General features: G+C 52.9%; 24 protein-coding genes, 1 tRNA gene and 1 pseudogene. 18 read left to right on the top strand and 8 right to left on the bottom strand.

Translation table 11 applies throughout. The features are described 5' to 3' along the window. The first annotated feature begins 1,068 nt into the window (after positions 1-1,068). From QQM41_RS06820 to QQM41_RS06850, 6 genes and pseudogenes are all read left to right on the top strand, one after another. Positions 1,069-1,495, top strand: a pseudogene (locus QQM41_RS06820) (RusA family crossover junction endodeoxyribonuclease). A 1,427-nt stretch (positions 1,496-2,922) separates the two neighbouring features. Next, on the top strand, positions 2,923-4,242 hold the full coding sequence (locus QQM41_RS06830; protein ID WP_339076662.1) for a KGGVGR-motif variant AAA ATPase: 1,320 nt from the start codon (positions 2,923-2,925) through the stop codon (positions 4,240-4,242). Then, positions 4,239-5,738, top strand: coding sequence for a hypothetical protein (locus tag QQM41_RS06835; RefSeq protein ID WP_339076663.1), 1,500 nt, complete (start codon positions 4,239-4,241; stop codon positions 5,736-5,738). Before QQM41_RS06830 ends, QQM41_RS06835 begins: the two co-directional genes overlap by 4 nt. 493 nt (positions 5,739-6,231) lie before the next feature. Further along, complete coding sequence (locus tag QQM41_RS06840) at positions 6,232-6,723, top strand: hypothetical protein (RefSeq protein WP_339076664.1); 492 nt, start codon at positions 6,232-6,234, stop codon at positions 6,721-6,723. A 158-nt stretch (positions 6,724-6,881) separates the two neighbouring features. After that, positions 6,882-8,885 (top strand): transglycosylase SLT domain-containing protein, encoded by a 2,004-nt coding sequence (locus tag QQM41_RS06845; protein WP_339076665.1) that lies wholly within the window; start codon positions 6,882-6,884, stop codon positions 8,883-8,885. A gap of 99 nt (positions 8,886-8,984) precedes the next feature. Beyond that, positions 8,985-10,097 (top strand): Lrp/AsnC family transcriptional regulator, encoded by a 1,113-nt coding sequence (locus QQM41_RS06850; protein ID WP_339076666.1) that lies wholly within the window; start codon positions 8,985-8,987, stop codon positions 10,095-10,097. Positions 10,098-10,122: 25 nt separating this feature from the next. Here the strand turns inward: QQM41_RS06850 and QQM41_RS06855 are convergent, their stop codons facing one another. The 4 genes from QQM41_RS06855 to QQM41_RS06870 form a co-directional block, all read right to left on the bottom strand. Continuing rightward, positions 10,123-11,151 (bottom strand): hypothetical protein, encoded by a 1,029-nt coding sequence (locus QQM41_RS06855; RefSeq protein ID WP_003626441.1) that lies wholly within the window; start codon positions 11,149-11,151, stop codon positions 10,123-10,125. A 413-nt stretch (positions 11,152-11,564) separates the two neighbouring features. Continuing rightward, on the bottom strand, positions 11,565-12,341 hold the full coding sequence (locus tag QQM41_RS06860; RefSeq protein WP_003626443.1) for a DUF1829 domain-containing protein: 777 nt from the start codon (positions 12,339-12,341) through the stop codon (positions 11,565-11,567). Then, the gene (locus QQM41_RS06865) at positions 12,338-12,784 is read right to left on the bottom strand and encodes a DUF6978 family protein (RefSeq protein ID WP_003626446.1); all 447 of its coding nucleotides are present in this window, start codon (positions 12,782-12,784) and stop codon (positions 12,338-12,340) included. The genes QQM41_RS06860 and QQM41_RS06865 overlap by 4 nt, the downstream gene beginning before the upstream one ends. Then, positions 12,781-13,002, bottom strand: coding sequence for a helix-turn-helix transcriptional regulator (locus QQM41_RS06870; RefSeq protein WP_339078082.1), 222 nt, complete (start codon positions 13,000-13,002; stop codon positions 12,781-12,783). Before QQM41_RS06870 ends, QQM41_RS06865 begins: the two co-directional genes overlap by 4 nt. Positions 13,003-13,167: 165 nt before the next feature. On the opposite strand from QQM41_RS06870, the gene QQM41_RS06875 reads away from it, so the two are divergent. From QQM41_RS06875 to QQM41_RS06925, 12 genes are all read left to right on the top strand, one after another. Beyond that, positions 13,168-13,341: a hypothetical protein gene (locus tag QQM41_RS06875; RefSeq protein WP_185327938.1), complete on the top strand. Its 174-nt coding sequence runs from the start codon at positions 13,168-13,170 to the stop codon at positions 13,339-13,341. Then, positions 13,338-13,577 (top strand): hypothetical protein, encoded by a 240-nt coding sequence (locus QQM41_RS06880; protein ID WP_042786818.1) that lies wholly within the window; start codon positions 13,338-13,340, stop codon positions 13,575-13,577. Before QQM41_RS06875 ends, QQM41_RS06880 begins: the two co-directional genes overlap by 4 nt. Then, complete coding sequence (locus QQM41_RS06885; RefSeq protein ID WP_124295225.1) at positions 13,574-13,840, top strand: hypothetical protein; 267 nt, start codon at positions 13,574-13,576, stop codon at positions 13,838-13,840. The genes QQM41_RS06880 and QQM41_RS06885 overlap by 4 nt, the downstream gene beginning before the upstream one ends. After that, positions 13,837-14,106: a hypothetical protein gene (locus tag QQM41_RS06890; RefSeq protein WP_012812729.1), complete on the top strand. Its 270-nt coding sequence runs from the start codon at positions 13,837-13,839 to the stop codon at positions 14,104-14,106. The genes QQM41_RS06885 and QQM41_RS06890 overlap by 4 nt, the downstream gene beginning before the upstream one ends. Then, complete coding sequence (locus QQM41_RS06895) at positions 14,103-14,363, top strand: hypothetical protein (protein ID WP_339076667.1); 261 nt, start codon at positions 14,103-14,105, stop codon at positions 14,361-14,363. Before QQM41_RS06890 ends, QQM41_RS06895 begins: the two co-directional genes overlap by 4 nt. After that, positions 14,360-14,611: a hypothetical protein gene (locus tag QQM41_RS06900; RefSeq protein ID WP_012812731.1), complete on the top strand. Its 252-nt coding sequence runs from the start codon at positions 14,360-14,362 to the stop codon at positions 14,609-14,611. The genes QQM41_RS06895 and QQM41_RS06900 overlap by 4 nt, the downstream gene beginning before the upstream one ends. Further along, a complete protein-coding gene (locus QQM41_RS15715; RefSeq protein ID WP_196332592.1) occupies positions 14,608-14,952 on the top strand; it encodes an SANT/Myb-like DNA-binding domain-containing protein in 345 nt (114 codons plus the stop codon). Before QQM41_RS06900 ends, QQM41_RS15715 begins: the two co-directional genes overlap by 4 nt. A gap of 460 nt (positions 14,953-15,412) precedes the next feature. Then, entirely contained in the window at positions 15,413-15,652 is a 240-nt protein-coding gene (locus tag QQM41_RS06905; RefSeq protein ID WP_339076668.1) for a hypothetical protein, read from the top strand. A 75-nt stretch (positions 15,653-15,727) separates the two neighbouring features. Then, complete coding sequence (locus QQM41_RS06910; RefSeq protein WP_339076669.1) at positions 15,728-15,889, top strand: hypothetical protein; 162 nt, start codon at positions 15,728-15,730, stop codon at positions 15,887-15,889. Positions 15,890-16,021: 132 nt separating this feature from the next. Continuing rightward, positions 16,022-16,375 (top strand): hypothetical protein, encoded by a 354-nt coding sequence (locus QQM41_RS06915; RefSeq protein WP_339076670.1) that lies wholly within the window; start codon positions 16,022-16,024, stop codon positions 16,373-16,375. Continuing rightward, positions 16,372-18,915, top strand: coding sequence for a DUF927 domain-containing protein (locus QQM41_RS06920; RefSeq protein WP_339076671.1), 2,544 nt, complete (start codon positions 16,372-16,374; stop codon positions 18,913-18,915). The genes QQM41_RS06915 and QQM41_RS06920 overlap by 4 nt, the downstream gene beginning before the upstream one ends. 154 nt (positions 18,916-19,069) lie before the next feature. Continuing rightward, positions 19,070-19,606 (top strand): hypothetical protein, encoded by a 537-nt coding sequence (locus QQM41_RS06925; protein ID WP_050818708.1) that lies wholly within the window; start codon positions 19,070-19,072, stop codon positions 19,604-19,606. A gap of 332 nt (positions 19,607-19,938) precedes the next feature. On the opposite strand, the gene QQM41_RS06930 is transcribed toward QQM41_RS06925, so the two are convergent. From QQM41_RS06930 to gatC, 4 genes are all read right to left on the bottom strand, one after another. Continuing rightward, a tRNA-Ser gene (locus QQM41_RS06930) sits at positions 19,939-20,031 on the bottom strand. A gap of 102 nt (positions 20,032-20,133) precedes the next feature. Further along, entirely contained in the window at positions 20,134-21,588 is a 1,455-nt protein-coding gene (gatB, locus tag QQM41_RS06935; protein ID WP_003630539.1) for an Asp-tRNA(Asn)/Glu-tRNA(Gln) amidotransferase subunit GatB, read from the bottom strand. Beyond that, positions 21,585-23,072, bottom strand: a complete 1,488-nt coding sequence (gatA, locus tag QQM41_RS06940) for an Asp-tRNA(Asn)/Glu-tRNA(Gln) amidotransferase subunit GatA (protein WP_019088142.1) — start codon at positions 23,070-23,072, stop codon at positions 21,585-21,587. The genes gatB and gatA overlap by 4 nt, the downstream gene beginning before the upstream one ends. Further along, positions 23,072-23,359 (bottom strand): Asp-tRNA(Asn)/Glu-tRNA(Gln) amidotransferase subunit GatC, encoded by a 288-nt coding sequence (gene gatC / locus QQM41_RS06945; protein ID WP_003626251.1) that lies wholly within the window; start codon positions 23,357-23,359, stop codon positions 23,072-23,074. Before gatC ends, gatA begins: the two co-directional genes overlap by 1 nt. Positions 23,360-23,363: the final 4 nt, after the last annotated feature.

Below are 23,363 nucleotides of genomic sequence, written 5' to 3' on the forward strand. Positions count from 1 at the left end.
ACGAGGCGTTGCTTTACCGTTGTAAGAACAACGCTGCCTGTTAGCAGAGGGGCGCGCCTTTCCCTGTTTCTGACCTGTAAAAGCAGGTCATCCCGCTGCTTTTACACTGTAGAAGCAGTGCATCTCGCGGTTTTTTCGCGTTTGAAACCGCAGCCGCTTCCTTACTGTCCTGATGCATCATTATCTACCGGCTTCTAAGCACCACGGTGTTCAACTAGGAAGCGGCGCGACAGCTCCCGGAATAATCATGGCCCAACATGCCTTCGACTTTGCTGCAATCACGCCCCTACCCCCTGTTACCATATGATGCTGTTTTCAGCAGTTTTTAACAGTTAATAGCAGTTTTGTGCGCCTGATTACCCCTTTCAGGGATAACACACTAACCCCTATCCTTTGGAACCGGCTCCGCCTTAGGAGTGTGGCAGGGACACCTTGCATCCGTTTTTTTTGAGCGTGCAAGGCAAGCCGATCTGGCGTACATTCCCGTTCCATTGGCATCCAGATAGACGCCCTTAAATTTCAGGGCATCCTCTCCAACGTCTGCTAATATCTTTTCGATGCCCTGCTTCTCGCGCGTGCGCGCGTATCGGAACTCGACTTTTGCACCACTACGATGCAAAAGTGTCTGCCTCGCGCGCGCGTATTGTGCCACCCGCTGCTTGCCGCTGTTAGCAGCGGGCACGTCTGCCTCGCGCGTGCGCGCGTATTGGTTACAAAACCGCTTCAGCCGCGCCAAGACGGAGGGGCCTGTGCAGAATTGCAGACCCCCTTCCTCAGATGTGAGGAGACCCTTCACTTTAATTCCTGCCACCATAGCAAGAATACGAAGCGATAAGGGTGTAACTATTGGTTAGCCCCTCCGTGTTTAATCTGCTCAAAATGGGTGAATTGCCCACTTTGAAACTCAGCTTCTCGTGCGCGTGCGCGTACTGGTCAGAAAATGCGTGAGCCTTCCCAATCTGGACACCTCAAACATCCGAAGAAATCAGCCAAAGTGGAAATCTTACCTTTGGCGGAAAACAGCCATTTCCTTGTACTGTCTGCCTGTTCCGTACTATGCTTTCAGGCATGGAAACCGCTGCTTCTAACTGCCCTGTTTACCGCATCGCCCTTCCCGGCCTGCTGAGGGCCAAAGGACGCCCACGCTTTGGGAATGGTCGCACCTTCACAGATGCCAAGACAGCGCAGGCCGAGAAGCATATTCAACGCCACGCTATAGAACAGATTGGTAAGCCCTGCCTGACCGGCCCGTTGCATGTTTCCCTGATGATCAACATCGCCCCTCCGCCTTCATGGAGCCGGAAGAAAACAGCAGACGCATTGGCAGGCCGTATTCTGCCGACCAGCAGGCCAGAACATCGACAACCAGATGAAGACTGCTGCTGATGCTCTGAACGGTATTGCCTGGAAGGATGATGCCCAGATCGTGGATGCCACCTTATCGCGCCGATATGGGCTGGAGAGCATGACCGTGATTGAGGTGCGTCCGTTATGACTGGCAAGGGGGGCGAACTATGCAGAACCGCACAGTTTCAGAAACTACCGGGATGCCGGGAGTAAACCCCCATAATAGGGGAATTAAAGGGGTGGCCGTGACATTGAGGTGATGATTTCTGAGATCAAGAAAGATGGTCCAGATTTGGGCCATCAAGTAAAATCAATGGGTTATACTATCGAACGCGATAATCGTGGGTATGTGAAAATCATCCATCTTGACCACAGTCACACCATCACGCTGATCACCGGTTATGATGCCCTCCGTGCGCGGATAATGGGGATACCGGAAAGCCGGTAGGGGCTTCGGGGAATATCCTGGCCCCCTCAAATGCTGAATTTACCTTACGGAATAAGCAATCTCGCCAATGACGATTTTGCTCACCACATTTGGGGAGCATTCCTCAGATTTGAGGAATGAGCTGCCAACACCTGGCTGCTTCCTATTGCTTAGGTTTACGGCAGAGACAGGTGTTGGGCTTTCGGCAGGATAAGGATGGGTATTGGCTGATGAAGGTGCGCGCCCTCCGCTGAGGCCAGTCTATCAGCCTTTTGCTTGTAGGTAGCTTTGTACTAAGAGGTGATTCGCTTTAGCGGAAAATGTGCCTAGAGCAGCCGAATAACTGCAGAAAACAGCCATTTTGGGGTATGATTCCATATGGTGCCATGACCCTGCCGGTAAAATGCTCGTACACACCCCAAAACCCGCAGAAAACTCACGTTTCTCCCCGGCCTGTTAAGGTGCCATCTACATGTCCGTACTGTAGTAGACTGAGAGACAAGCGATATCCCTCTTACGTAAGACTAAATGGAACTGTGTGTTGAACTTCGATAGTTCAAACATTCACTATGAGGAGGGAACTGAGGGCCGACTGTTGAAGGCATTTGATCAGAAAGCTGACATTTGCATGCAGAGTGCGTAGGGTTGCCCCCGTGTGGCGCAGCACGACCCAGTTACCTACTCCAACCCAACAGGCTGTTAGATTAATGCGCTCGCAATAAAACGCTTGGCAGCCGATGCGGCAGGAATTAGCAAATATTCATGAGCCAATTTACAATCAACATGACCAAGGCCGCTCATCGTAATTGGGCCGCCGCTGAGAGTCTCAAAAACGCAACAGCACCAGACCGCACGACAGCAGGCTATCTTTATGGGATAGCCGCTGAGTGCGCGATTAAGGCATTGTATCGCGACATTTCGTGGACCACCGATAGTCGAGACGGGCCAGTCTATGCTCACTTTCCTCAGATCAGGAGTAAACTTCGAGACGCCCTATCTGGCCGCGGAGCCGCTCTGCTTATGCGGTTTGCTGATCTGCAGTTCATGGAAGGTTGGTCTATCGACATGCGCTATAGCGACGGAACACGTCCCGACACTAGAACGCTAGACCGCTGGCGTAAGGATGCAGACGATGCCCGGAGTGATTTATGAGCCCCCCCATCCGTTTCGACGACAGTCTTCCTCAGTTAGTTGCTAGCCTCAAAGCCGTGTATCCTGGGGATCTGGCCGCCGCAGAGCACATAGTGATCCGAGACTTCGAAGGCCGCCTTGCGGTCATTCTGCACTTCCTAGAAGCAGATCTTACGGCAGACGTTCTTGAGCGTTTGAACATTGCTGTCGCGAAAGACCTTGGTCCATATGCTCGCCCGGAAGACCCTGTACGGGCCTGGGACACGCTTGGCATCTCCCGGCTCATCGAAGAATCCAAAACTGCGCCCGTTCTCCAAATTGACAGTGTGAACTTCCGGCTTCTCGACCGCCGGATTGTCGGAGCAGATTGGATGATGAGTCCAGTGCTCGAGCCAGATGCGATTCCTCGGATTGCGTTTATCAGCATCAAGGGAGGTGTAGGGCGTTCCACGGCGCTCTCTATAGCAGCAACGCATCTTGCTCAGGCAGGCTTACGGGTTCTTACTGTGGATCTCGACCTAGAAGCTCCGGGACTCGGCTCGACACTTTTGAAGCCAGATGAACTACCCACCTATGGTGTCGTCGATTGGCTGGTCGAAAACGGACTTTCTGGGATAGATGGCACGTTTCGAGCTGATTGCATCGGCAAGTCTTCGCTTTTGGACGGAATTTCGGTCGTGCCCGCCTTTGGTAGCCAAACACGGGCACATCCCGCCGATGCGCTTGCCAAGATCGCTCGCGCAAGTCTCGAAGACATGCGCAACGGTAACTCTATTCCCCTTCACGCTCAACTGCATGAGATGCTTAAGAGCTTTGAAGCTACTGGCGACTATGACGTTGTGTTGATTGATGGACGTGCTGGCCTGCATGAAACGACGGCAGCCCCGGTTCTTGCGCTCGGTGCGAAATTACTTCTGTTTGGTATCAATGAACCGCAGACCTTTCTGGGTTATACTTTTCTCTTGGCTCACATCCGCGAACGTATTCCGGGGGGAGCGAAGTTGGAGGAGAACGCTTGGTTCGTGCAAGCCAAAGCGGATCCAGGGGATGCTGAGATAGCGCAGGAGCGTTTCAACGCGCTTTGGAGTAACGAGGAAGGTTCGCTTTTAAAACCTGAAAGGTTGGGTCCGGACGATCTTGATTTGATCTGGGCGGACAATGATGCTTCAGTTCCCTCGCCCAAGGAACCGGTACCGTTGATACGCATCCTTAACGACGAGCGTTATCGCAGCTTTAATCCGGTTGAAAATCGCGTCCAACTCGATGAGCAACTCGTGAGATCCACCTTCGGCGGCCTTCTGGAGTGGCTTGATGAGCAGATGGAATTGAACAAATGACTATTCGCCAAAGATGTCAACCTCTCAATCAGGAAGATATCTTCAAGATTCGCGACGCCATTGCTCGGTTTGACCCCAGCGCGTCGTCGACAATTGTTGGAGCGGATAAAGCTAGGCTGCGGGACATCTTCGCGCCTACGAGCCACAGCAAAGCGCTTGATCCCGCGACTACGCTTGTTCTCGGAGCACGCGGCGCAGGCAAGAGCTTCTGGGCGAGCGTACTCTATAACCCTGACACTAGGCGTCTCGCTGCCGAGTTCTACCCGCGCCTAGGAATCGATAGGCTTCAGGTCCAGATTGGATTTGGTGGCGTGAGCCGTGCGGGGGTGTCAAGAAATGTCATCGACACACTGGTGCCCCAAGGACAGGAGAAGACGACTGCAGGCCTCTTCTGGCAAGCCGTCATCGCTGGCGCAGCTCTCACAGTGACTGAACCTAATCAGAGGCACTCCCCCAAGGAAATGCTGAATCGCCTTGCTGACCCTCAGGATTGGGCCGATACCATGGCGGAGATTGATGACAAACTTGCAGAACGAGGCGAGACACTACTCATCGTTTTTGACGCCCTCGATACAATCTCGGAGGATTGGAGACGGCTTAGCAGGATTATTGACGCGCTGATGGCCTCGGTTTGGTCTTTGCGCGGCTTCAATGCCATCCGGGCCAAGCTCTTCATGCGAGCGGACCAGTTGAGCGAACTCACGCTACGGTTTGTGGAACTGTCAAAACTGCGGAGCGGAGCGGCCAAACTTAGTTGGAAGCAGGCTGATCTCTATGGACTGATGTTTGCGAGGTTGGCTTTTGACGAAAAGGCTAAGAAGGCTTTTGGTCGTCTCCTTGAGGCCAATAGCTTGGGCAAATTACCGGGAAAGCAAGAAGAGCTTCGGACTTGGAAGCTATCTAGCGATGAAAGCCAGCAAGAAAAGCTTTTCGTGGCCATGGCTGGTTACTTCATGGGCGCAGGACCGCGAAAGGGAAAAACCTTCGACTGGCCATATAACCATTTAGCCGATGGCATCGGCGATGTGACTCCTCGCAGCTTTCTCATCCTGATGCAGAATGCTGCAGAACGATCCCAATCTCGAGATGCGGGCACCCTTATTCTTCTGCCGCAAACAATCCGCGATGGGCTCCGAGCAGCCTCAAAAGTTCGCATAGAGCAGCTCAACACGGAATACCCTTGGATCAAGCGAGTTCTCCAACCACTTGCGGGTCTACGGGTGCCAGCCGAGCCACAGGTTCTCTTTGACGCTTGGGCAGAGAATGCCACAGTGGAAGCCGCCAAAAAAATCGCACAAAGAGAGCATGCTCTTCCTCCAGTGCAGCCCGATTCGTCTCAGAACTCTGATCAGTCCAATCAAGAGTCCGACCTCGCTGATCGCCTAATGATGATGGGTGTCCTAACCAGTCGGCCGGATGGGCGTTACGACATGCCCGATCTCTTCCGTATTGGCGCGGCCCTTCTAAAAAAGGGGGGAGTGCCTCCGACAGCCTAAAATTGGAGATACCTGCCTCTCAAAACATGTAATGTAGCGCTGTTTACCCACATATAGTTTGCGTTTGGACAGGTTGCTCCCTGTGCCGTCAGGCCTATCCTTGACGGCGCGCCAACCGTCCGACACCTTCGGTCTTGCGATCACCTGCAGCGCTGCCGAAGGTCCATTTACTGGTAAGTCGGTTGATAGCTTTGGATTGGTCGTGTCCGCTATCAGGATGCTGGTGGGAACACTTGTATGGTCGAGATGAAGGGCGTAAGCGGACACGGCCAGAAGCAGTTTGTCATTGTTTCGTTCGATCTCTGCTACAGCAAGAATAAACCGCAAGAACGCTGCGCTTTTCCTTGTACCTTGCAGCCCTCCGTACTATCATTTTCCCAGCATCATTAAGCCTTTGGAGGGCAGGATTTATGGGAATGAACCACGGCATTATTCAGGCTCTTACGCAGACATTTGAACTGCTATGGGAGGGGGTTATCCCGGCTGCGCTGTAATGGCTATCAAGGAAATCACCGTTACGTGCCAGCAGGAAGGTGCTGACAAGGGCAAGATGTTTGTCATTACCCGCATGTCTGCCTTTGAGGCGGATAAGTGGGGACGGCATTGCCTGCAGGCGGCTATATCAAGCGGCGCTGATATTCCCGGAGCTGCTTCTGGTTCCGGTGTTGCCGGGCTTGCCGCTGCGGGCATCAGCATTTTCGGGATGATGGCGCCAGAGAAGATGGACGAACTGCTTGCGCGCCTGATGCGGTGTGTGAGCGTGCAGCCGGATCCGGGCAACCTAAGTGTGCGCCGCTCGCTGCATGAAAGCGATATTGAGGAAATCCCTACAGTCTTATGGCTCCAGAAGGAGGCCTTTGCGTTGCATGTGGATTTTTTCAGGGGCGTCGGCCAGTTGTTCTCCCTTCTGTCCGCTCTGCTACAAATGGGAAACAGCGCCCCGTCGCCCGATATGCCAACGTCAATGAGCGCCACGCCCTCGTAATTCAGCAGGGCCTCGCCTCGCTGCATGAACTGCAAACTGTTTATGACAGCGAGGATTTTGAAGATCTATTGGAAATGGCGCTGGTGAACCGGCTTAACGCAAGTTGAATATGCCAGATCAGCAAAACTCTACCGTGCGCCATCTTGCGGGAAAGAAACATGGCAACTGTAGTTGATGCGCTTGTGGTTGAACTTGGGCTTGACCCGAAGGCGCTGAAAAAAGGCGCACAACAGGTTCAAACGCTGTTCGGGCATGTGACGTCTGGCGCGGACAAGATGAGCGCAGGTGTCGCCAAGGCCACGGACACGGCGGCAGACTCTTTCCGGCATCTTGAGCGCAATGCTCTGGCCTTCCTTGCTGTGCTGACGGGCGGCAAGGCGCTTAAGGCGTTCGTGTCCGACACCACGGCCAGCAACGTGGCAGCGGGCCAGCTTGCCAGAAACCTTGGCACGTCAGTCAACACGCTGACGACTTGGCAGAAGGTGGCGGAAGCAGCGGGCGGCAGTGCGTCCGATATGTCCTCCAGCCTTGGTTCTCTTGTCTCGCAATTCCAGACCATTGATGGTCGGCGTAATCTGGGCATGGCCTTCGGGCAGATGGGTGTGCGCCTGGAAGATGCCCACGGCAGGCTGCGCGACTTCAACGCGCTGCTTCCTGACATGGCACGCGCAGCACAGCGTCTTGGCCCGCAGCTTTTCTCTACGCTGGCAGGGCAGGCGGGGTTCTCGCAGGGTGCCATCAATATGTTGGAACTTGGCCCCAAGCGTATTGAGGCACTGTATAAATCCCTCAAGCAGTATGAACCCACGGAGCGAGACAGCCGTGCATCCGGGCAGCTTCTGGCCGACTGGACAAAGCTGACGGCGCAGTCTGAATCCTTCGGGCGTTCGATCATGACCGACCTTAGCCCAGAAGTGCATCACCTGATGACGCTGATTGGTGGCGTGATTGATAAGAACCAAGGCTGGCTGCGGCAGGATATCGACCAGTATGTCACCCGCTTTGGTGATGCCATTGAGCATGTGGACTGGAAGGGCGTGGGCGATGAGCTGAAACGCTGGTGGGATTATCTCAAGGGGATAGACTGGGCAGATATCGAAAAGCGTGTTGAGGGATTTGCCACGGATGCTGACAGCGCGGCTAAGGCTGTTGGGGGGTGGACAAAAGCGGCTGAACTTTTGTTCGGGCTGTGGGTAGGGTCTAAATTCCTGCAAGTCATGACCAACGTGCGGGCCTTGGCCGTAGCAACAGGCATTGGCATGGGTGGCCTGTCAAAAATATTGGCAGCCGCTGGCGTGGGATACGCGGCACATGAAGGCTTGGAATATGTAGATCCAAACGACCAAATAGGCCGGTGGTTCGATAACAACATTCCAGGCGCTGCCATACTTGATAACTGGGCTTCCAAAGTCGGGTTGGGCCGCTCCTATGAAGAGCAAGATGCTGCATCCGGCACCCCCGCAGGAATTGCTGACAGGCAAAATATTCTACAGCAACTGGACCGCAAGTACGGATTTCCGGCGGGCACGATGGATGCGATATGGGCGCAGGAAAGTAGTCGAGGTCAAAACGCCCATGATTCCATTGCGGGGGCTCAGGGTGACTTTCAGATCATGCCCGATGTTGCACGCGAAGCAGGGGTTAACCCGCATAACTGGCGGCAGGCAGCCTCTTATGCAGCTTTAAGAATTGCGAAGGATCGGGATAAATTTGGCAGCCTTGCAATGGGTGTTGCAGCCTACAATGCAGGAGCGAGGCGCGTTGAAAATCTCTGGGGCGATTACGCATCCAACTGGTTGGCGCATGCCCCGAAAGAAACCAGAGACTACGTGAACCATATTGGATTGCGTGTGGCGCACCATAACGCATCAGTCGCTTTCGCGAAGGACGGTGGTGATTCGCTATTTCAGTCCATTGTAAGGAAACCACCCTCCGCGTCGGCATCCCCGGGGAAAACAAGTGATTTTTCTTATGTTGAGGCTATGCAGAAGGCGATAGGCTCAGTGCCTTCCGCGGGGGCTTCTGGTGATACAAACAACATCACCACCCACATCAATATTACGGCCCCGAACAATGATCCAAAGGCCATCGCGAAAGAAGCGCGGAATGCTTTTGATAGCCGGACTTTTAGAGCGCGTCAGGCCAACATACGGCTGACCTGATGCATGATTGTCGGCATATATCGCTGTCCAATTTGGACAAGTTCCCTTGTACCGCACCCTGCCCACTGATATTGTCCAAATTGGACAAAGGCAGGTGGCATGGCGAAGAAACTCAATCTCGATCTTCTGAACAAAGTATGGGCTCTGGCAGAGCAGGGAACTGAAGGGGAGCGAGATGCAGCCCGTAATCGGGCGGAGGCGCTGGTAAAGCCACACGGATACACAGTGGCAGATGTGCCTGATCTGCTTTTGACGGAGGGGTATCTGGATGAAGAGCCGGCACCCTCCGCCGGTGGCTTCACCTTCTATGACATGAGCAACCCGGCGCACCAGCGCGCCTATGCTGAAGCCGAACGGAAAAAGCAGGCTGCATGGCGCATGGCCAATCGTGCCAAGATTGATGAAGTGCTGGCGCGCTATGGTTCGGAAGAAGCTGTGTTCGCGTATACGGCAGAAGAGAAAGCCTATGATGCGGCGATCAAGCCCTTCCACAAGAAAGGAAAGGCTGGGCAGTGTGATACGTGGGATGGTGAGCACTTCAGCGCTACGGCAAAGGTTCGTGCAGCCCTCGCTACGGTCAAGCCTTGGCCTGACAACATTCCCGATGCCATTGCGGAATATGAGTATTGGGAAAAGCTCTACGATGACCGGAACATCGCAGACAGCAATGGCCAGTGGGATTATCTCACGCAAGGAGGCGACTTCAGACACCGGGCCTTAGGTGATCTGATCAACAAGGAACTGGAAGCACGTAATCTGTCTGATGTTATCGTGCGTCTGCGGTTCCAGGAAGCAAGTCAAGGTATCTATGACGACAGTGCTTCCATCCTGCGGGATTTGGAACGGCTGCATGAGGCGGAGAACTCCCAAAGGTTAAAATCTACCTCTGGGGATATTTCCCCTGACCGGGGATCTTTGGCCGCCTCTGTCGGGAAAGTGGGTGGCGCCGAAAACCGCGCTACCTCAGAAGCTCAAAACATGGGAAATCCCCATGTTATAGATTCCCCAGATATGGGGAATAAGACGCGTCCGAATTCAGCCTCATCCCCTCCGTCCAATTTGGACACGGCTACCAAGCGTCGGGCGGAGGTGGTGCGGATACTGCAAACTGCGGAGGGGATACGCATGCCACTTCGAGCAGTTGCCCAGATGGTAGGTGTTTCGCCTACTACGGTTGGGAATATTAAGAGACAGATGACAAGGGCAGGATAAATATGGGAAACAGTGGGAGCCTTTATTAACGATCAGGAAGATTGTCTGCCTGTACAATTTCAGCATTACGATATTCTTTTCCGATTTTTCTAGCTGAAACAGTAAGTTGGATAGATTGTTTGGACCAGAATGCATCTCGGATAATTTTCTGGTCGTGTTCCGCCATTACAGCATCAGCCAATGTAGCCTGTATCGTGGTTCCGTCTTGTCCACGAATTTGACAGGAGAATCCTTCACCAGGCACGGACGATACTTTTTCGACTTTAAATATCCCTGTGACGTTAACTTTATCGCCGCTTTTTCTGAATCCTGTTTGAAGAATTTTGACAGTTTCGCCAGGAAGAGCTTTACCTTGAAATGTAACAGTATCTGCGTCTTTGGCCTGCTTCATTATTTGCGCAGTAGCATTTTGTGATTCTCTCTGGATAATACCTACTTCTTTAACGGTATTTATTGCATCCGTAAGAATTTTTTGGTTAGCTTCTACCTGTTCTTTATTTGTTTGTGTCACAGCGGCAACAGCGTGATCAAGAACAGCTAACTCTTCTTTATGATCCGCTGATTGAAGTTGTTCTTTCTGAATAGCATGCTGGACATCCATCCATTCTTTAATCGGAGCAGCACCAAATAGTAAAAGGATGGTCGTTAAAGACAGAACGAATTTTGCTTTAGGTCCCATTCCATCCGTTACCTTCCCTAATAACTCAGGGAGCGCCTTGCATACTCCAGCCCAAATATCAGAGCTACCTTCTTTTACTTGAAAATCAAGCTTCAGATTCTCACGCGCATTTTCATCAAGAGCAGACCCGCGTAGTTTGCCATTTCTAACAAATGCAGCCACGCGGTACAAGGTAACCTGATATTCAACCAGAGCCCTCATTAGGTCAGCATTAAGAGTGGAATGGTAGCGCCTACCAGTTAATTTAAGGTGAAACCCAGCCCAAAGAGCCGAACTATAGTCAATTTCTAAATTACCAATATCAATCGTCTCATTTAAAATATTTCTTAAGAGATCGAAGGCTGACTGTTCCGTCGGTATAGCAACCACGGGCATAATAAGGACTCGTGTATCTGTTTGTTAATCGCTCATCGGTAGAATCAAATATGTAACATGGCAATCACAATGCCTCTGAAGGACTGAATTGGCATAGTCATATGTTTGACATTCGACCTGCACACCATAAGGGCAAGCGAGCCCCTCGACAGGTTCTGCAGGGCATACTGGATAGTGAAGGCACGGCTTTTCCCTTCACAGGAATACGTCCTCCACACGTTTATTAACTGGTGAGTTGATTGCAGAAGTGGCTGTCCAAACTAGCCAGCAAGGACTGAACATCCTCTGGATAAAACACTATCCGCCCCAAGCCCCTTTTGGATCAAACGGCGGACAGCCGCCTAATTATGGACACAGGATATCCAGCCCCAATGGCCAAGCGGATAGTCGCATCGCCAGTCATGAGGCTCAGGTTAAGCTGCAAGACGCTCTCTAAACGCATCTCGATCACTCCACTTAATAGGCGTGATTCCATAATTTTCGAATGCATCGACCACGTTGCCCGAAACCGCTTTTGTTTCATCATTGAGGAAAGCAAAAAGGACAGAATCAGTATGACCTGCAGCATGACGAGATTCACGGGTATCTAACCATCCCATAATCAAATTCTGAGCAGATCCACGATTGGGATTATTGATAGCTCGCAGAATGCGCTCAGGGGCTTTCCGTGACTTTGGGATCACGAAATCGAATTGATGATCGAATCCTGTCTTCCCCGCGAATTTTACATTGGGCGTATAACGAATGTCTTGTTCATCAAGCCATTCTGCAATGTCCTCTAAAAAAATAGATTCGACGGTCGGCGTAGCTAGCATAAACATATCTTGAACCGACAATAATGCCTGTACAAAATTATGTTTCCGCAGAGAAAAATTATCACTGGTTGCAGTTATCTGTAGTTCGCCATCATTCTCATGCACACCAAAACCATTCAGGATTGTCCGCAAAATAGCTTGACGCTTTGGGCTTTTTTCTAGCGAGCAGCCAGACTGTTCGAGATCTAGTATGGTTTCTCCACCATCGGTGATCAGGAATTTATCGTCATTTTTGCGCGCGTAAATCTGAATATAATCATTGTGACGATCCAAATAGGGCGTAGTGATTTCAGTCCAGGCTCCGGTAGTTTTGGTGATTGTTTTGTCTCGTAACCATCGCCAATAGCCTTCAATTAAACGGTCAATTTCATTCATGAGAATAATCCCCGTTCAAAATTAGGCGGTTCGATAACATTGCAAAAACGCATAAAATCAATGAGCGTTTGCCAGTGGCTAGTCGGGTCGGTAAAGATTTCTGGGTCAATAGGATAAGCCCATCGGTCTCCAAAACCTTCCCGATATAGATGGATATGCGGGCACGGGATTTCCTCATCATCTGGATTGCGATGCGGAGATCCACCGAAATCTATTCGTGCAAGCACGATATTGGTTCGTGCACGGTTTTGGACGGTGCCTTTTCGTAATTCCATGCGAGATCGTCGGATATCTAAGTGGAAAGCCTCTGTGGCGCTGGTCGAGATGAGTGGAACGCTTAATCCGCCCCCAGCATTAGGCAGTTGCCAAAGCTGGTCGGTCTGGCGCCGTTTTTCCATTTCAAATAGAGCTTGAGCTTCGGCCTGAGAGAGAAAGCGGCTCATGCAACGGGTGTCCCTTTTTCTCGTCTAAACCTAACCCCAGCCCCACCACCATTCTCAGCAATGAACTCGACGCCCGCGGCCTCAAGAGCTGTGCGGATGGCGGAGACCGTACGGGGGTAAAGCTGCTCTCCACGTTCTAGGCGTGTAATCGTCGTTGGGGAAACATTGGCAGCAGACGCCAATTCTCGCACGCCCAGCTGTAAGGCGGCACGGGCCATACGGCATTGTGCAGCGTTCAAAGTGTCACCCTGTAACAAAGTTATTGACATTGAAACTGAAGGTGGCACATTTAGCCCATCTTGTCACCGTGTGACAGGTGGCTGGATATGGAGCGTAGGACCTCCACACCCAGCCTAACCACAAACCGAACTGGAGTTTCGGCAATGGCTAAACGTGCCTATAGCACGCCCATACACACATGGGCATTCCGTATCTTCTGTACAAGCCTTCCCGCATTGGTGGTGCCAGCTCTTATTGCTCTGACGCTGTTGGGGCTGGGGGCTTCTGATCCTGTCGTAACTGGCCACGCAGCCCAGAAGCTGGAGGCTGTACGATGAATGCCAGCCTCAAGAACAATGCTGCATATACCGCAGAATTTCAGGCCAAGTATGCCCGGCGAGCAGCTTCTATTGCGGATGCAATCGCGCACTTTTCTGGTGATACAGATCGTCCTGAAAGATCTGAAGATGCTGAGATCATCGCTGGAGCAGCTTTGTTTCTATCATCGTATCTCGACATGATTGCAGTTGAAGCGGAGAAAAATGCTGCTTTCTTTCGGGGAGAGAAGGCATGAGCAACCAGATGTCTCTCACAGGTTTCGAACAGGAAACCGTCAAGAATATGCGTAGTCAGGAACTTGTCCTGAAAGACGCCCGAATGATGGCCGCCCTTATAGTGGAAGTAACAGCCGGATGGAGCTGTGATGAATGCGACATCACCGAACCCGAAGCGCTCCATTGGTTGAGCCACCGGTTGCAGGATCATCTGGATCTGCTGGCAGCGCATACAGGCGTGAAAGATGCGCCAGGCTGGATGTTGCCGGAGGAAGTGGCATGACACCAGATGAAGCTTACGCAGTGTTGGGCGTGTGTGATCCGATCAAGCATAGCAGGACATGGGCCGAGAATATCTGGGGCGTTGATGGTCTGCCGCTATCTGTCGCGCAAAGACTTATTCGGCAAGAAGCGGGCACATTGGCGCGCAGACTTATTGAGCACGGAGGGGCGCCGCTTGTGGATGATTACGTCCTACTGTTCACCACATCAGCTAAAGCCCGTTTGTTTGATCTTTATATGTCTCAGTATTTGGGAGGGGCAGCATGATCACTCCAATACAGGCCGCCACGGTCGCTGCCATCAATTCTGATCGCCGTAGCTGGAAAGCTCATAATTTCAAGGAAGGAGAAACGGAAAGCCGCCGCTTCGTGCAGGCCTGTCGCGCTGTTGCGAACACCAAAGCCCGGAACATCAAGGATATGCAATGTAAGGCCCGTCTGGTTCTTCTTGTGTCCGAAGATGACAGAAGTATGGAAGCCAGTCTGGCGAGGGATGTTCTGGCACTTACGGGGGCAAAGGCATGAGCCAGAAACAAACTTCTGCATCACAACGATGCAAAAGCCCCGTGGCAACACCTGACCGGCTGAGCGTCATTCAGGACGCAACCAGCGAATTGTCCTGCATCGGAATCTGCCTTCAGGCCATGAGCAATGGCATGCTTACTGGTTCGGAAGAAAGCGGCCCCAACATGAGCGCTGTGGGCATGGCTCTGGAATGGCTATCCGGTGAAATGGAACGCCGATGCGCAGCCATTGCGGAGGCATCATCATGACGGAGGGGCGTTCAAATTGGACAAAGGAGGAAATTGACCTTGTGGTGGCCCTCCGTAACCAAGGCCATGCATGGCGGGCTATAGGTCGTCACATTGGCCGATCTGAGGTGGTATGCCGGTATCAGTACGAACACCGGGTAGGCGTAAAGGGAACTGCAGTTTCTCAATCGTCAGATCATAAGAAAAAATTCTCTCCTTCTAATCCCAAAGCAAGTGACATCAGGGCTGAACGTGGACCAAACAGTGAGCCATTACCGATAGGGCATCCAGTTGTTCTGCGTGGGTTATGGCGAGGGCTGGAACAATGGATGGTCTGCTCGGATAATAAAGAGGGAGGGTAGTGTGCAGTGTTGACCGTCTATGTTCCAAATATGAGCATAGATGGTCGCATGTAACTATCTGTTAATCATTTTATTATTTTTTCAAAATGAATATCTTGTTTCTACAAAATGGAAAAACAGAAATATTAATATTTTTTTGTTTTTATCTTTGACTGGCTGTTTGCCGTCGCTAGGCTTTATTTAGAATAGGAGGAGAGAGAAAGAGAGAGAGTGTATAGAACGAAAAATCGCCCTGGTGCGCCAACACCAAGGCGACTTTTCGACAGATTTATTTTGCTGAACGGAACCGGTGACTAGACCGGGTACGGCAAGAAAAATCACGTTACCTTTGCTCGGGTTTCGCGCCAGTTTTTTGCCGTACCAGCACGCAAAATGGAAGCACTATGTGTGTGTGTGTCCGCTTGCGGCGTTGTAGTCACCGTCCCGTTTGGCGGTTTTAACCGACTAACAGGGCATTAACATGACCATAGAAAACCAAGATTTAATCCCGCTTTCTGATGCCATTGCAGAAATTGGCGCGAAGCCTGGTGGCGATAACCTGCCATCCATGAGTGCGATATACGGCAAAGCCAATACGGGGCGTTTCCCATGTATCCGTAAAGGTCGTTGGCGGTTTGTTCGCCGCTCTGACCTGCCTTTGATTGAGCGGGTATTGCTGGGGAGCAGTAGTCCTGCTTCTGCTTTTTGCGCTCCCGCATAAGGGGACGCGATAATGGAAAAAGTTGGAAATTTACCACTGGCCGTTCCTATGGAGGACGCGCCGCGCCTATTCGGTATGTCAAGATCCCATCTGTATCGGATGGGGCGCGCTGGTCGCATTGATCTTCGGAAAGTGGGCCGCAAGACTGTAGTGATTACGGATACGGTTGTGGCGTATCTCAACTCGTTGCCGACTACGGCAAGGCTTGCGTTGCCCTCCGCCAAGAACCCCAAATAAAAACACCGGCCACGAAAAACCGTGACCGGTGCCAAAGGGAATGTGCCCTAAAAATCCAAAAACAGCAGGATTTTTATAGCGCAAGCCCATGGTTTTGTCATGGTTTTTCGGGCCTTTTAGGACATAAAAGGCATGAAAACACACAGTGCCGATAAGAAAGGGGCCTGCTCAAATGTGAGCACTCCTGTTGATTTTCAGACAATCAATCGCGCTTCCCTTGGGGTGCTGCTTGCGCTGCTGGGTCGCTGGCTTCCGGATGGCAAGAAGCAGGGCCATGAATGGGTGGCGCGCAACCCCAAGCGGAGTGACAGGAAACCCGGCTCTTTCAGTGTGAACCTAAACACAGGTCGCTGGGCAGACTTTGCTCAGGCCGATGCGCGCGGCGGGGATGTCATCTCCCTTGCAGCCTATCTGGCGGATTGCTCACAATATGAGGCAGCCGTGATGTTGGCAAAAATGCTGGGGCTGGCAGGGGATGCGCGATGAGTGATTCCCAGCATACGCCTGCTATGGCCTGCATAGATGAGAACAGCCTGTTCAAACCGCTGACAGATCAGGAAAGGCAGGCTGCCGGTCGGCTTGCGGCAGATATTCACGGTACGGAAATTTGGGAGCCGATGACGCCAGCGCCCTCCGAACCGGAGGAGCCGCGCAATGCCACAGATACGTGGGTGTACCGGGACGCGGAGGGGCGACCTTTGTTCGCCCGTTTCCGGTATAACGGTAAGCCCGGTGCAGATGGGATTCCGAAAAAGGAAGTGCGCCCGCTAACGTATGGCCGCCGCGTCTGGACTGACAGCAATGGTAAACGTCATGACGTCACGGGATGGCATTGGAAACAACCAGCCAAGCCGTTGCCTCTCTATGGTCTGGATAGGCTCGCTGCCAAGCCTGATGCGCCAGTGCTTCTGGTGGAGGGCGAGAAAGCTGCTGATGCCGCCTGTGACCTGTTTCCCGATCTGGTAGTGCTCACCAGCGGAGGGAGCACATCAGCCCGCAGTGCCGATTGGTCACCGCTTGCAGACCGGGATGTCACGATCTGGCCTGACAATGACGAGGCCGGTGAGAAATATGCTGAACACGCTATTGAGGCGCTACGGGACGCCGGTGCCGCGTCTGTGCGGATGGTTAAACTGCCAAGTGGTTTACCGCCCAAATGGGATCTGGCTGATGACCTTCCCCTTGAAATGACGGGAGGTGATGAGGTCGCTGCGGTAGAGATCCTACGCCCTCTCATTGATGGTGCGCCACAAGCAGAAGCCAATGTGAAGATGCCGGCCGGTTACAGTATGACGAGCCGGGGCCTCTATTACACACCAGAAGCAGGGGAAGATGGCCTTCCTAAACCAGCCATATGGGTTTGTGCTTCTTTTGAGGTTGTTGCCGAAACGCGAGATGAAAACGGGACAGGGTGGGGATTGCTGATCAACTGGCGAGATCATGACCGGCGCGCGCATCAGTGGTCTATCCCGCGTAAAATGGTGCACGGGGAAGGTAAGGATATTGCGGGTGAGCTGGAAGATGCAGGCCTGAACTGCAATATTTCTGCTACCCGACAGCTTCGCCAGTTCATTGCTTCCGTTCATACCAAAAGCCGTCTGCGCTGTGTCACCAGTTCAGGTTGGCACAGGACGGATGATGGGCCGGCTTTTGTGCTGCCCAATGGCATGACATTGGGGGAGGGCCGTCGGGCTGTGGCGTTTCAGACAACGCGCGCGGCTGCTGGCATGGAGTATGCCACGGCGGGCAAGCTGGAGGATTGGCAGAAAGATCTCGCTGTCTACGCCGTGGGAAACAGCCGTTTGGCATTCGCCTTGGCTGTGGCTTTCAGTGGGCCGCTTTTGGATATTATGGGTGAACAGTCCGGCGGTTTTCATATTGTTGGCGCAAGCCAGACAGGCAAATCCACAGCCCTGTTTGCGGCGGGCTCTGTCTGGGGCAAGGGCGATAGGGACGGGCAGATACGTTCATGGCGTGGCACGACAAATGGGACGGAGGGCATCGCTGCCGAGACGTCTGACACCTTGTTGATTCTGGATGAGATGGGGCAGGCAGACGGGCGCGAGGTCGGAGACATTACCTATATGCTGGCCAACAATACCGGCAAGCAGCGTGCAGGCCGAAACGGGGAAGCACGGGCCCGCAAGACGTGGCGGTCTCTGTTTTTATCAACGGGTGAGGTCACGCTTGCCACCAAGATGGGAGAGGCTGGCCGTCGGGTTATGGCAGGGCAGGAGGTACGTCTTGTCAGTATTCAGGCAGATGCTGGGGCCGGTATGGGGGTGTTTGAAAATCTGCACGGAATGCCTGGCGCTGGGGATCTTGCTGATCATATCCGCAGGGCTGCGCGCACTCATTATGGTACGGCCAGCCGCGCCTATCTTGATGCTCTTGTCAAAGAACGTGCTGACGATGAAGCGGGTCTCGCATCCGGTATCAAGAGGCTTGTGGACCGGTTTGAAGCAGACTGCCTGCCTAATGGCATAGCAACAAGCGGGCAGGTGCGTTCTGTTGTGCGCCGCTTTGGGTTGGTGGCTGCGGCTGGTGAAATGGCCGTGGCTTACAAGATTCTGCCGTGGCCATCGGGAGAAGCTACGCGGGCTGCGAAAACCTGTTTTATGTCATGGCTGGATGATCGTGGCGGAACGCAGGCTGGAGAAGATCAGGAAGCAGTTGAGCAGGTGCGCCTGTTCATAGAACAACACGGCAACAGCAGATTTGAGCCTCTGAGTTGCTCAGGTGACGCCAATAACTCATACGACAAGACGTTAAACCGCGTTGGTTATCGTCGTCGCGTTGACGCATCGGAAGGAAGCCGGTGGGAGTATCTCATTTTTCCAACATCGTGGCGGGATGTGGTTTGTAAGGGCATTGATCCTAGGCGCGCAGCGCAGGCTCTGATTGAAGCCGGCTATCTAAGGGCGGGAGATGGTGGCCGCCCTTCAAGCGCAGTTAAAAATCCAGTTACGAATAAAACGACACGTTTTTACGTGGTGAATGGAGACATTATCGGAGGTGACCAGTGATAATTTTTCATTTGGTTACCATGGTTACCGAGGTCAGAGTGGATGCGGTAACCAGCCTAATTGAAGAAAAACAGCAGAAATCTGCGGGTATTTATCCTTGGTTACCAAGTTACCAAGGTTACCGTGAAAAAAGGATAACCCGGAGGGCATTGTCATGGTGAGCAATGCTTTGCGCTCCTTATTTGAGAGAGAAGCTTTTGCTGAGAAATTTTATCCCTCCGCCTTAGAATTGCAGGCTGATGATACATCCTCAGAAATTGTTGCCGATCATCTGATAAACGAACTTGCAAGAATTGGTTGTCGGATTGTTCTCGTGGAGGGAAGGCCTGTTATCCGAGGTAACCGAGTCGCGATATCCTCAGATCTGCTGGCAAAGGTGAAGAAGAATAGAGAAGCTATTGTTGAAAGCTTGAAAGTCCTTCTGTCGGATGATCAAACCTCGTATAGGCAAGCGGGCATTCGTTTGGATAAGGAAACCGGTAAGATGCACATCTTCGGGGACCCCAGTTCTGAATGGCTCAGGGCACAAGGCTGGAAATGGGACAGGCGCCGCCATCGTTTCATGGCTCCCTATCCATTTGACAGGGAAGACCCGCATCCAAGTTGTATGATTGGTGGCGGCCCCAAGCTTCCCGCAGGTTTTCCTGAGGTGATTTATGAGCCAGAGCATCGGGAAGGACGGGCAGCTTAGAATAGGCAAAGCTAGTTGCTGCGGTAGAATTGATATGGGCGTTCCTCAGATATGAGGAGCGCCTTTTTCGTATAAGACGGTTATTCTGTTACCCTTATTCTCTCTGTGAGTAGCAATAAGGTATTTATTTATAATTTATATAAGAGTTCTTCATAATAAGAATATTATTATCTGAGGGGCCCTTAATCTTTGCGGCTACATACTGCAGAGCGGCACGCATCAGGACGGCTGGATAATCTCTTCAGCGTTGTTTTTAAGAGGGGAGTTAAGGGGGGTAAAATTATAGCCCACTCTCGGAAGATGGCTTTTTTCTGCGATTTTTTGGACGTCTCTGGCGGAGGGGAAGGGATTCGAACCCTCGATACGACTTGACATCGTATAACGGTTTAGCAAACCGCCGCCTTCAGCCACTCGGCCACCCCTCCGCCGAAGAGTGCGAACATACACGACGTTTGCACCGCTGCTTTTAGGGGGTTCAACGCGTTCCGTCAAACCCCCTGAAAACTTATTTTTTCAAATTGTAGATTTTAGCCGTCTAGCTGAGCCTTCAGGGCCGAATTTACCAGGGCCGGGTTTGCCTTGCCTTTGGTTTCCTTCATGACCTGACCCACAAAGAATCCGAACAGCTTGTCTTTGCCGCCACGGTATTCTGCCACCTTATCCGCATGTTTTTCCAAAATAGCGGCAATGGCAGCATCAATCACACCTGTATCGGTGACCTGCCGCAGGCCTTTGCGTTCCACAATGGCATCCGGGCTATCACCGGTTTCCACCATGTCTTCAAACACTTCCTTGGCGATCTTGCCGTTGATGGTGCCATCAGCAATCAGATCAAGCATTTTGCCCAAGGAGGCCGCGCTGACAGGGCTGGTTTCAATGGTGTTGCTGGTGCGGTTCAGTGCCGCAAACAGATCACCAATCACCCAGCTTGCCGCCAGCTTGCCATCGCGCCCTTTGGCCACGGTTTCGTAAAAATCCGCCACAGCCTGTTCTGCAACCAGCACGCCAGCATCGTAGGATGGAATGCCGTAGTCTTTCTGGAAGCGCGCACGCTTTGCATCAGGCAGTTCTGGCAGCTTGGATTTCAGCTCATCCACCCATGCCTGTTCTACCACCAGCGGCAGCAGGTCAGGATCTGGGAAGTAGCGGTAATCATGCGCATCTTCCTTGGAGCGCATGGTGCGGGTTTCACCGCGGCCCGGATCAAACAGGCGTGTTTCCTGATCAACTTCGCCACCGTTTTCCCAGATTTCAATCTGGCGCGTGGCTTCCACTTCAATGGCCTGCATCACAAAGCGGATGGAGTTGACGTTCTTGATCTCGCAACGGGTGCGGAAAGGCTCACCCGCCTTGCGCACAGAAACGTTTACGTCCGCACGCATGGAGCCTTCTTCCATGTTGCCATCACACGTGCCCAGATAGCGCAGAATCTGGCGCAGCTTACGTAGGTAAGCCCCAGCTTCTTCTGGTTCGCGAATATCGGGTTCGCTCACAATTTCCATCAGGGCCACGCCGGCGCGGTTCAGGTCCACAAAGGATTTTGTGGGGTCCTGATCATGCAGCAGCTTACCGGCGTCCTGTTCCAGATGCAGGCGGGTAATGCCAATCTGGCGCGTTTCACCGCTCTGAAGCTCAATTTCGATAGAGCCCTTGCCGATGATAGGGTGCTCGAACTGGCTGATCTGGTAACCCTGCGGCAGGTCGGCGTAAAAGTAGTTTTTACGGTCAAACCGGCTGAACAGGTTGATCTGGGCATTCAGCCCCAACCCGGTGCGAATGGCCTGCGCCACGCATTCCTTGTTGATAACAGGCAGCATGCCGGGGAAAGCCGCATCAACAAGGCTGACCTGTGTATTCGGGTCACCCCCAAACTTTGTGGAAGCACCGGAAAACAGCTTGGACTGGCTGATAACCTGTGCATGCACTTCCAGCCCCACCACAATTTCCCACGGGCCGGTTTTACCTTCAATTACGTAGCTCATGCGCCTGCTCCCGCATGTACGGACGGAAGGTGCGTAAAGCCTGCCGCCGCTTCTAACGCGCCGCCAATGGACAGCACGGTTTCTTCATCAAAATGTTTGCCAATGACCTGCAGCCCCAGCGGCAGGCCATTACCATTCAGCCCAACCGGAACGGAAAGGGCAGGCACGCCGGCCATGCTGGCGGGTACGGTAAAGATGTCGTTCAGATACATCTGCACCGGGTCATCCATGTTTTCACCCTGCGCAAAGGCAGCAGATGGCGCGGTGGGGGTTAGCAGCACATCCACATTTTCAAACGCCTGTTCAAAATCGCGTTTGATAAGGGTGCGGACTTTCTGGGCTTTCAGATAGTAAGCATCGTAATAGCCAGCAGAAAGCACATAGGTGCCCATCAGGATACGGTTACGCACTTCTGCACCAAACCCTGCGGCGCGTGTGGCTTCATACACACCATCCAGCGTGGGCGCATCCTTGCGAATACCAAAGCGGATGCCATCATAACGCGCCAGGTTGGAGGAGCATTCAGCCGGAGCAATAATGTAGTAAGTGGTCAGGCCGTATTTGGTGTGCGGGAGAGAAACATCCACAATCTCGCAGCCTGCTTCTTTCAGCCACGCAATGCCCTGTTCCCACATGGCCACAACTTCTGCGGGCAGATTTGGGGAGCGATATTCTGTGGGAATACCCACGCGCAGGCCCTTTACGCTTTTACCAACAGCTTTGCTAAAAGCAGGCACAGGGCGGTTTGAGCAGGTGCTGTCTTTTTCATCAAAGCCAGCCATGGCTTCCAGCATCAGCCCGGCATCTGCCACGCTGCGTGTCATGGGGCCTGCCTGATCGAGCGAACTTGCGAAAGCAATGGTGCCCCAGCGGCTGCAACGGCCATAGGTGGGCTTCAGCCCCACAATACCGCAATACGCGGCAGGCTGGCGGATGGAACCACCTGTATCCGTGCCTGTGGCGGCAAGGCCCAAGCCTGCAGCAACAGCGGCGGAAGACCCACCGGAAGATCCACCCGGCACCAGTGTGGCGGAGGGATCATCCTTGCGCTTCCACGGGCTTGCCACGGGCCCGAAAGCTGATGTGATGTTGGCAGAGCCCATGGCAAATTCATCAAGGTTAGTTTTGCCAAGGAAAACCGCACCTGCTTTCAGCAGGTTGGCCGTTACTGTGCTTTCATAAGGCGGCACAAAGTTTTCCAGCATCTTGCTGGCAGCCGTGGTGCGCACGCCTTTGGTGCAGAACAGATCTTTCACGCCAATGGGCAGACCATCCATAAGGCCGGCAGTGCCTGCGGCGTAACGGGCATCTGCTGCATCTGCCGCCGCCAGAACTGTTTCTTCTGGCAACACGGTAATATAGGCGTTCAGCACCGGGTTCAGGCGGGCAATGGCGTCCAGTTGGGCTTTGGCCAGTTCCCGTGCAGAAAATTTGCGGGCGGCAAGCCCTTCACGCGCTTGGGTGAGCGTCAGTCCGGTCAGCATTATTCCACCACCTTGGGTACTGTATAGAAGGGGCCAGAGGTTTCTGGCGCACAGGCCAGCAGGGCATCACGGCAGTTGCCGTCTGTTACCTTGTCTTCCCGCTGGCGCAGGGTTTCGGTTTCTGTCCCCACCATGGGGGGAACGCCTTCCACATCCACTTCGGCAAGCTGGTCAATCCAGCCCAGAATACCGTTCAGCTTCTGGCGTGTGGCTTCAAGCTCATGCTCTTCCAGCCCGATACGGGCCAGTTTGGCAATGCGGCGGGTGGTCGCAAGGTCTAGCGACATGAAA

This window comes from Acetobacter sp. AC2005 (assembly GCF_037901235.1).
GTDB lineage: Bacteria > Pseudomonadota > Alphaproteobacteria > Acetobacterales > Acetobacteraceae > Acetobacter > Acetobacter oryzoeni.

Bases quoted from the DNA above. Each gene is read 5' to 3' on its own strand.
- QQM41_RS06860 (WP_003626443.1), bottom strand. From the start codon at position 12,341: ATGAATGAAATTGACCGTTTAATTGAAGGCTATTGGCGATGGTTACGA.
- QQM41_RS06840 (WP_339076664.1), top strand. From the start codon at position 6,232: ATGGCTATCAAGGAAATCACCGTTACGTGCCAGCAGGAAGGTGCTGAC.
- QQM41_RS06910 (WP_339076669.1), top strand. From the start codon at position 15,728: ATGTCAAGATCCCATCTGTATCGGATGGGGCGCGCTGGTCGCATTGAT.
- QQM41_RS06900 (WP_012812731.1), top strand. From the start codon at position 14,360: ATGAGCCAGAAACAAACTTCTGCATCACAACGATGCAAAAGCCCCGTG.
- gatA (WP_019088142.1), bottom strand. From the start codon at position 23,072: ATGCTGACCGGACTGACGCTCACCCAAGCGCGTGAAGGGCTTGCCGCC.
- QQM41_RS06895 (WP_339076667.1), top strand. From the start codon at position 14,103: ATGATCACTCCAATACAGGCCGCCACGGTCGCTGCCATCAATTCTGAT.
- QQM41_RS06845 (WP_339076665.1), top strand. From the start codon at position 6,882: ATGGCAACTGTAGTTGATGCGCTTGTGGTTGAACTTGGGCTTGACCCG.
- QQM41_RS06905 (WP_339076668.1), top strand. From the start codon at position 15,413: ATGACCATAGAAAACCAAGATTTAATCCCGCTTTCTGATGCCATTGCA.
- QQM41_RS06915 (WP_339076670.1), top strand. From the start codon at position 16,022: ATGAAAACACACAGTGCCGATAAGAAAGGGGCCTGCTCAAATGTGAGC.
- QQM41_RS06830 (WP_339076662.1), top strand. From the start codon at position 2,923: ATGAGCCCCCCCATCCGTTTCGACGACAGTCTTCCTCAGTTAGTTGCT.
- gatC (WP_003626251.1), bottom strand. From the start codon at position 23,359: ATGTCGCTAGACCTTGCGACCACCCGCCGCATTGCCAAACTGGCCCGT.
- QQM41_RS06850 (WP_339076666.1), top strand. From the start codon at position 8,985: ATGGCGAAGAAACTCAATCTCGATCTTCTGAACAAAGTATGGGCTCTG.
- QQM41_RS06865 (WP_003626446.1), bottom strand. From the start codon at position 12,784: ATGAGCCGCTTTCTCTCTCAGGCCGAAGCTCAAGCTCTATTTGAAATG.
- QQM41_RS06925 (WP_050818708.1), top strand. From the start codon at position 19,070: ATGGTGAGCAATGCTTTGCGCTCCTTATTTGAGAGAGAAGCTTTTGCT.
- QQM41_RS06920 (WP_339076671.1), top strand. From the start codon at position 16,372: ATGAGTGATTCCCAGCATACGCCTGCTATGGCCTGCATAGATGAGAAC.
- QQM41_RS06885 (WP_124295225.1), top strand. From the start codon at position 13,574: ATGAGCAACCAGATGTCTCTCACAGGTTTCGAACAGGAAACCGTCAAG.
- QQM41_RS06855 (WP_003626441.1), bottom strand. From the start codon at position 11,151: ATGCCCGTGGTTGCTATACCGACGGAACAGTCAGCCTTCGATCTCTTA.
- gatB (WP_003630539.1), bottom strand. From the start codon at position 21,588: ATGAGCTACGTAATTGAAGGTAAAACCGGCCCGTGGGAAATTGTGGTG.
- QQM41_RS06880 (WP_042786818.1), top strand. From the start codon at position 13,338: ATGAATGCCAGCCTCAAGAACAATGCTGCATATACCGCAGAATTTCAG.
- QQM41_RS06870 (WP_339078082.1), bottom strand. From the start codon at position 13,002: ATGGCCCGTGCCGCCTTACAGCTGGGCGTGCGAGAATTGGCGTCTGCT.
- QQM41_RS06835 (WP_339076663.1), top strand. From the start codon at position 4,239: ATGACTATTCGCCAAAGATGTCAACCTCTCAATCAGGAAGATATCTTC.
- QQM41_RS06890 (WP_012812729.1), top strand. From the start codon at position 13,837: ATGACACCAGATGAAGCTTACGCAGTGTTGGGCGTGTGTGATCCGATC.
- QQM41_RS06875 (WP_185327938.1), top strand. From the start codon at position 13,168: ATGGCTAAACGTGCCTATAGCACGCCCATACACACATGGGCATTCCGT.
- QQM41_RS15715 (WP_196332592.1), top strand. From the start codon at position 14,608: ATGACGGAGGGGCGTTCAAATTGGACAAAGGAGGAAATTGACCTTGTG.